General features: G+C 69.7%; 7 protein-coding genes. 1 reads left to right on the top strand and 6 read right to left on the bottom strand.

Annotated elements, in window-relative coordinates:
* The 3 genes from ONA70_RS34430 to ONA70_RS34420 form a co-directional block, all read right to left on the bottom strand.
* Positions 1–283, bottom strand: a 283-nt coding sequence (locus tag ONA70_RS34430; RefSeq protein ID WP_265010665.1) for a VOC family protein, incomplete at its 3' end; no start/stop codon positions are given.
* Between the two features lie 35 nt (positions 284–318).
* Positions 319–723, bottom strand: a complete 405-nt coding sequence (locus ONA70_RS34425; protein WP_265010664.1) for a helix-turn-helix domain-containing protein — start codon at positions 721–723, stop codon at positions 319–321.
* Entirely contained in the window at positions 720–1,589 is an 870-nt protein-coding gene (locus ONA70_RS34420) for a sigma-70 family RNA polymerase sigma factor (RefSeq protein WP_265010663.1), read from the bottom strand. The genes ONA70_RS34425 and ONA70_RS34420 overlap by 4 nt, the downstream gene beginning before the upstream one ends.
* A gap of 145 nt (positions 1,590–1,734) precedes the next feature.
* Here ONA70_RS34420 and ONA70_RS34415 point away from each other — a divergent pair, with 145 nt between their 5' ends.
* The gene (locus ONA70_RS34415; protein WP_265010662.1) at positions 1,735–2,196 is read left to right on the top strand and encodes a carboxymuconolactone decarboxylase family protein; all 462 of its coding nucleotides are present in this window, start codon (positions 1,735–1,737) and stop codon (positions 2,194–2,196) included.
* A gap of 78 nt (positions 2,197–2,274) precedes the next feature.
* Here the strand turns inward: ONA70_RS34415 and ONA70_RS34410 are convergent, their stop codons facing one another.
* The 3 genes from ONA70_RS34410 to ONA70_RS34400 form a co-directional block, all read right to left on the bottom strand.
* Positions 2,275–2,805, bottom strand: a complete 531-nt coding sequence (locus ONA70_RS34410) for a GNAT family N-acetyltransferase (protein WP_265010661.1) — start codon at positions 2,803–2,805, stop codon at positions 2,275–2,277.
* A gap of 144 nt (positions 2,806–2,949) precedes the next feature.
* The gene (locus ONA70_RS34405; RefSeq protein ID WP_265010666.1) at positions 2,950–4,155 is read right to left on the bottom strand and encodes an acyltransferase family protein; all 1,206 of its coding nucleotides are present in this window, start codon (positions 4,153–4,155) and stop codon (positions 2,950–2,952) included.
* Between the two features lie 774 nt (positions 4,156–4,929).
* Positions 4,930–5,423, bottom strand: a 494-nt coding sequence (locus ONA70_RS34400; protein WP_265010660.1) for a hypothetical protein, incomplete at its 5' end; no start/stop codon positions are given.

The raw sequence follows: 5,423 nt of genomic DNA, 5'->3' as shown, positions 1-5,423 counted from the left end.
TACGGGCGTCGTCGGTGGTGAGGCAGAGCCAACCGCCCATCGCGCCCTTGGTCAGCAGCTCCCGCACCTGCTCCGCGGTGGCCGGGTCCAGGGCCGGCGGACCGGGCTTCTCCAGCAGGATCTCGTGCTCCGGGTCGCCGGGGACGTGCACGGTGAGCCAGCGCATGAAGCCGAGGTCCTGGTCGGTGCTGACCTCCAGGCCGAGCTTGCCGACGTAGAAGTCGAGCGCCTCGTCCTGGTCGAGCACGTAGATCTGGGAGCGGGAAATTGCGTTCATCGTCATGCCGAAGACGCTACGGGCCCGCCCTGACCTGCTGCTTATCCAAAACTGCTGGGTCTGGTCCAGGCCTTGGCGAAGCAGCTCGGCACGTTCGCGGCGGCGGCCACCCGGCGCCGGCGGAAGTCGGTGGGCGACTCCCCGACGATCTGCCGGAAGGTCCGGCTGAACGTGCCGAGGCTGCCGAAACCGACCGCGTAGCAGATCTCGGTGACGTCCTTCCCCGTCTCCAGCAGCATGGACATGGCCCGCTCCACGCGTCGCCGTTGCAGGTAGCGGTGCGGGGTCTCGCCGAAGGTGGCCCGAAAGATCCGGATGAAGTGCGCCTCCGAGACGTGCGCGATCCGGGCCAGCGCCGGGATGTCCAACGGCTCGGCGTACGCCCGGTCCATGGCGTCCCGGGCGCGCAGCAGGGCCCGGTTGGACTCCTCGACCGCCCGGCTCATCCCTCCATCACCACCTCGAGGGCGCGGAGCTGCTCGGGATCGGCCACCACCTCGATGCCGATGATCCGGTCGGTGACGGTGAAGCTGAGGGCGAGGCGAGTCTGCCCGTCCACGACGACCAGGGCAGCCGCCGCCCCGTCCACGTACGCCGGGATCGCGCCCTGGGCCCGGCCGTTGAAGAAGCCGGCCACGGCGGACGAGCCACGCATCTCCCCGGCGCCACCCATGCGGACGGCGGTGGCGTCGCCACGCAGCACCACGTACGGGTCGAGCAGGCTGACCAGGTCATCGAACCGACCTTCCCGGGAGGCGGCGAGGAACGCCTCGACGACCCGGCGTTGGCGAGCGGGGTCGACGACCGGGTCAGCCGAGCGGCTCTGCACCCGGCGCCGGGCCCGGCTGGCGATCTGCCGTACGGCCGAGGCGCTGCGGTCGACCACCGGCGCGATCTCGTCGAAGGAGACGGCGAACATGTCGTGCAGCACGAACACCAGGCGCTCGGTGGGGCCGAGCGTGGTCAGCACGACCTCGAGCGCCTGGCCGACCGACTCGGCGAGCAGCGCCTCCTGCTCCGGGTCGCGCCCGCCGGCCGGCTCGGCGGCGGGTTCCTCCCCGGCCGAGTCGCTGGACTCCTCGTGCCGGGCGGTGCCGGACCGCAGCCGGTCCAGGCAGACCCGCCCCACCGTCGTGGTCAGCCAGCCCGGCAGGTTGTCGATGCGGTCGACGTCGGCGCGGCTGAGCCGCAACCAGGTGTCCTGCACCGCGTCGTCGACCTCGGTCGGGGAACCGAGCATCCGGTTGGCGACCGCCCGCAGCCGGGGCCGCTGCTCCTCGAACCGCTGGACCAACGTCTCGGTGCCGCTCACGATCCCGCCATCCCCCGCGACCTCTGAGTGATCGCCGCCACATCTGTCACGTCGCCCGTCCCTGCCTCGACATCCCGGTGACGGACGAACAAACGGCGGCGCCACGAACGCCGGCCAGCCTAACAAGACAGGATGGATCAGAATCATGCTCGAGGCTCGTATCCAGAACCCGGCCGCCCTGCTCCCCGACGCGGTGAAGGCCGTCAACCTGCTCTACAAGGCCGCCCACTCGGCCGGCGTGCCCGGCAGCACGCTGGAGCTGGTCCACCTGCGGGCCAGCCAGATCAACGGGTGCAGCGCCTGCGTCGACTCCGGGGCGCGCAACGCCCGCAAGAACGGCGAGACCGAGGAGCGGCTGTTCGCGGTGGCCGCGTGGCGGGAGACCCCGTACTTCACCGAGGCCGAGCGGGCCGCGCTCGCTCTGGCGGAGGCCGCCACCCGGCTCGCCGACCGCAGCGACCCGGTGCCGGACGAGACCTGGGACGAGGCGGCCCGGCATTTCGGGGAGAAGGAGCTGTCGGCGCTGGTGCTCTGGATCGCGACCAGCAACTTCTTCAACCGGCTCAACGCGACCACCCGGCAGCCGGCCCCGCAGAACTGGGGCTGACGCGGGTCGGCGCGGGACGGCCGGGCCCGGGGACGCGCCAGCGCCCCGGGCCCCAACCGGTGTGGACCGCGGTGATGTTCAGCCGGTTTCCGAGGACGGGTTCACCACCTGGTACATGACGTGGTCCTGCCACCGGCCGGCGATGTTGAGGTACTCCGGCGCCATGCCGTACCGGACGAATCCGTTGCGTTCCAGCACCCGCTGCGATCTGACGTTGTGCAGCAAAGTCTCGGCCTGCACCCGATGCAGCCCCAACTGCGCGAAGGCCACCCGCACGATCTCGCGCACCGCTCCGGTCGCGAACCCGCGGCCGTTGTGGCCGGCGCTCACCCAGTAGCCCAACGCGCATGACTGGAACGGGCCGCGCACGATGCCGTTGAGCGTGATGCGGCCGATCACGCGACCGGCGTCGTCGAGGATGACGTGGGGCAGCTTCGATCCCTGCTCGTGCTGCTGGAGATCGGCCTGGATGACGGCGTGTTGCCCGGCCGCCGTGAAGTAGTCCTCGCTCCGGATCGGCTCCCAGGGCGCGAGGAACTCACGGTTCACGCGGAGCAGCTCGGCCAGAGCGGGCGCGTCCTCCGCCGTGACGAGTCGGGTGATGTTCACCCGCCCATCGTCCCAGGCGGGCAGGCCACCTTGAGTTGGAGCCCCCCGGCCGGGGCGGCCGTCCGGCTCTGCTGTCACGCGGCTCTTCGGGCCCGGCCCCGCGTCGCGGAGCCGGGCAAGCTGCCGAGCCCGGTGGCCGGGAAGTCAGGATCCCAGCGTGGCAGGAGCAAGTTCCTCCGGTGCCCTCACGGCGGACCCACCCGTCGAGCGGTCCTCACGTAGCGCCCGCGGCGTCCAGTGCTTGAGCCTCAGCGCCTGCGACTCGACCAGGTGCCAGGACAGGGCAGCGAGGCCGAGGCTGACTCCAGCGCTGACCACGAAGAAGCCGAGCATACCGATGGCCTGCACCCCGAACTTGGCCATCACCTGCTGCACGGGGAACGAGTAGATGTACACCCCGTAGGAGTAGTCGGCCCGTTGCCCGACCTTGTGGAGGAACGCCGGCAGCCTTACCGCCAGCCACAGGATCACGTACGCGTAGGCGAGCAGCCCCGGACCGAAGAAGCCGTGCAGCGTGAACCACACGGCGACGCCGAGCGCGGTCACACCGAGCAGGTCATTGATTGGCAGGCGGTCGACATACAGCTCAGCGACGCCGCCAGCGAGGAACATGAACCCGTACCACAGGAAATAGTTGGTCTTGAGGCCGCCGAGCAGCGGCAAGGGGCCGATCATCGCGCGGGTCTCCCAGATCGCCCCGTCGCCGCCGGTCGTCTTCTGGTAGTAGTTCCAGCAGAGCAGCCCGAACAGGACCACCAGGGCGAGCAACGGCAGCCAGCGCAACTGCCGGCGCAGGATCGTGAGGGCGGCAAGAACGGCCACGATCAGGTAGCAGCTGATCTCGTAGGCGAGCGTCCAGAGCGAGCCGTTCATCGGGTTCCCGCCCTGCCAGTTCCAGTACGGGTTGCCTCGGAACACGTCGGCGATGCGGTCGAGCCGCATGCCGCCCCACCAGTTCAGCTTCAGGTATGAGAGCGCTCCGGCTGGTCCGCCCAACAGGCCATCGAGCGTGCCGTGCTGGTGGTAGTAGAGCACCGGCGCGACGATCGTGGAGACGAACAGTAGGCAGACCCACAGGCCGGGCCAGATGCGCAGTGCCCGATGCCAGAGGAAGCGGGGTGTCGACGTACGGCGGGCGCTACGGGTGATGAGGAACCCGGAGATGACGAAGAAGCCAGCGACGGCGAGGGCGCCGACCTGGACGCGGTTGTGCAGCTCGCGTCCGAAGCCGAGCGCGGCCGTGTGGGCCAGCACCACGGCGAGGGCCGCGGTGAGACGGATAAAGCCGAAGCTGTTGGCGCGGCCGGAGTAGGCATCAGCTAGCGACACCGACTTGCCGAGGCGCCGCACAGCACTCAAGAGAGAATGCACCGGTGACTGCCTTTTCGCAGAGTTTCGAGACACGCGAGCATGACACAGAGCGGCGAGGCGGGTGACCCATCTCGGACTCCGTTTGGACACCAGTCGATGTGTCAGGCGCTCCACAAGCTCGACGGGCGGCCGCAGGTGGGCACGCACGGTTGCGGGACGCTTCGCCCCGAAACCGCCGTGGAGATGGAGCCCCCGGCCGGGATCGAACCGGCGACATCTCGCTTACAAGCTCTGTGCAAGCCGTCTGGGCGCATCCGCCCTCATACGTGACCTCGGTCCGTCGTCCGTCGCTGGCCTTGGCCGGCCGCCGGTGGTTGGGCCCGTTGCTGTCGACGGCCACCGGTGGCAAAAGGTTGTCGTCGACGAGTAGGCGGCGGGGCAACCGCCGTGCAGGCAGCCATGGGAGCGCCGGGCTCCCGGTGCTCGATCTCGTACCGGCACTCGCTACACGGCTCCGGCGGCTCGTGTTCGCGCCAGTCATGCCCGCATTCGGGGCAGTCGCCGTACCAGCGCAGTCTCCGTCGTACCTTCACGCTTCGCATTCTCGCCTGGCGCTCAGCGTCGAGGTTGACCCCGACGGGCGGGTTCCAGTCGTTGGCGACGGTCTGGACCTGGTCCTCGTCGAGCCCTTGACCCCCAGGCAACCGACCTACCTCGCTGAGCTGAGTCGCCACCGGGCCATCTAGCTGCGTAAACCGTCCCTCGGGTTCCGTGGACGTCCGCCGCCGCTCGTACCCGTCGTCACCCAGATAGTCACCCACTACATCCTCGGATGCTCGCTGGCTCGATCGTCCTGGAGCCCTCGGGCAGCCGTAGGGCCAGCGCTAGGGCCAGGCCGGAGCAGGCGTAGAAGGCCACCTGTAAGCCGTTCTCCGACGCGGGCACGGCAAGCAGCGCGGATACGACGACGACCGGCAACCGCGCGAGGAGACGGTTCCGGGTGCCGGTCGCCCAGACTGCTGCGATCAGGCTAGAGCCGCCCAACCACCCGAGGAAGCTGAAGCACGGCACGGCGAGGAGGTAACCGCCGGCCAGCCCGGACACGTCCACTCCGTCGCCGGACGAGACCTGGTCAGCCAGGGTGACCGCCACGAAGACCAGCGAGATTGCCGCCAGCGCGATCGGAATGTTCCAAAAGAACCACGCCACGCCCCAGCCGAATGAGCCGGCATCGCGGCGCGTCCTCCCCACCATCAGCGCCTCCAACCTCCGCAAAGCGTCAGGGACGGCCCGTCGGGTTCCGAGAC

It is taken from the genome of Micromonospora yasonensis (assembly GCF_026013475.1).
GTDB classification, from domain to species: Bacteria; Actinomycetota; Actinomycetes; order Mycobacteriales; family Micromonosporaceae; genus Micromonospora; species Micromonospora yasonensis.
Note: the sequence above shows the minus strand (reverse complement) of the source record. Positions and strands in the feature narration are given on the sequence as shown.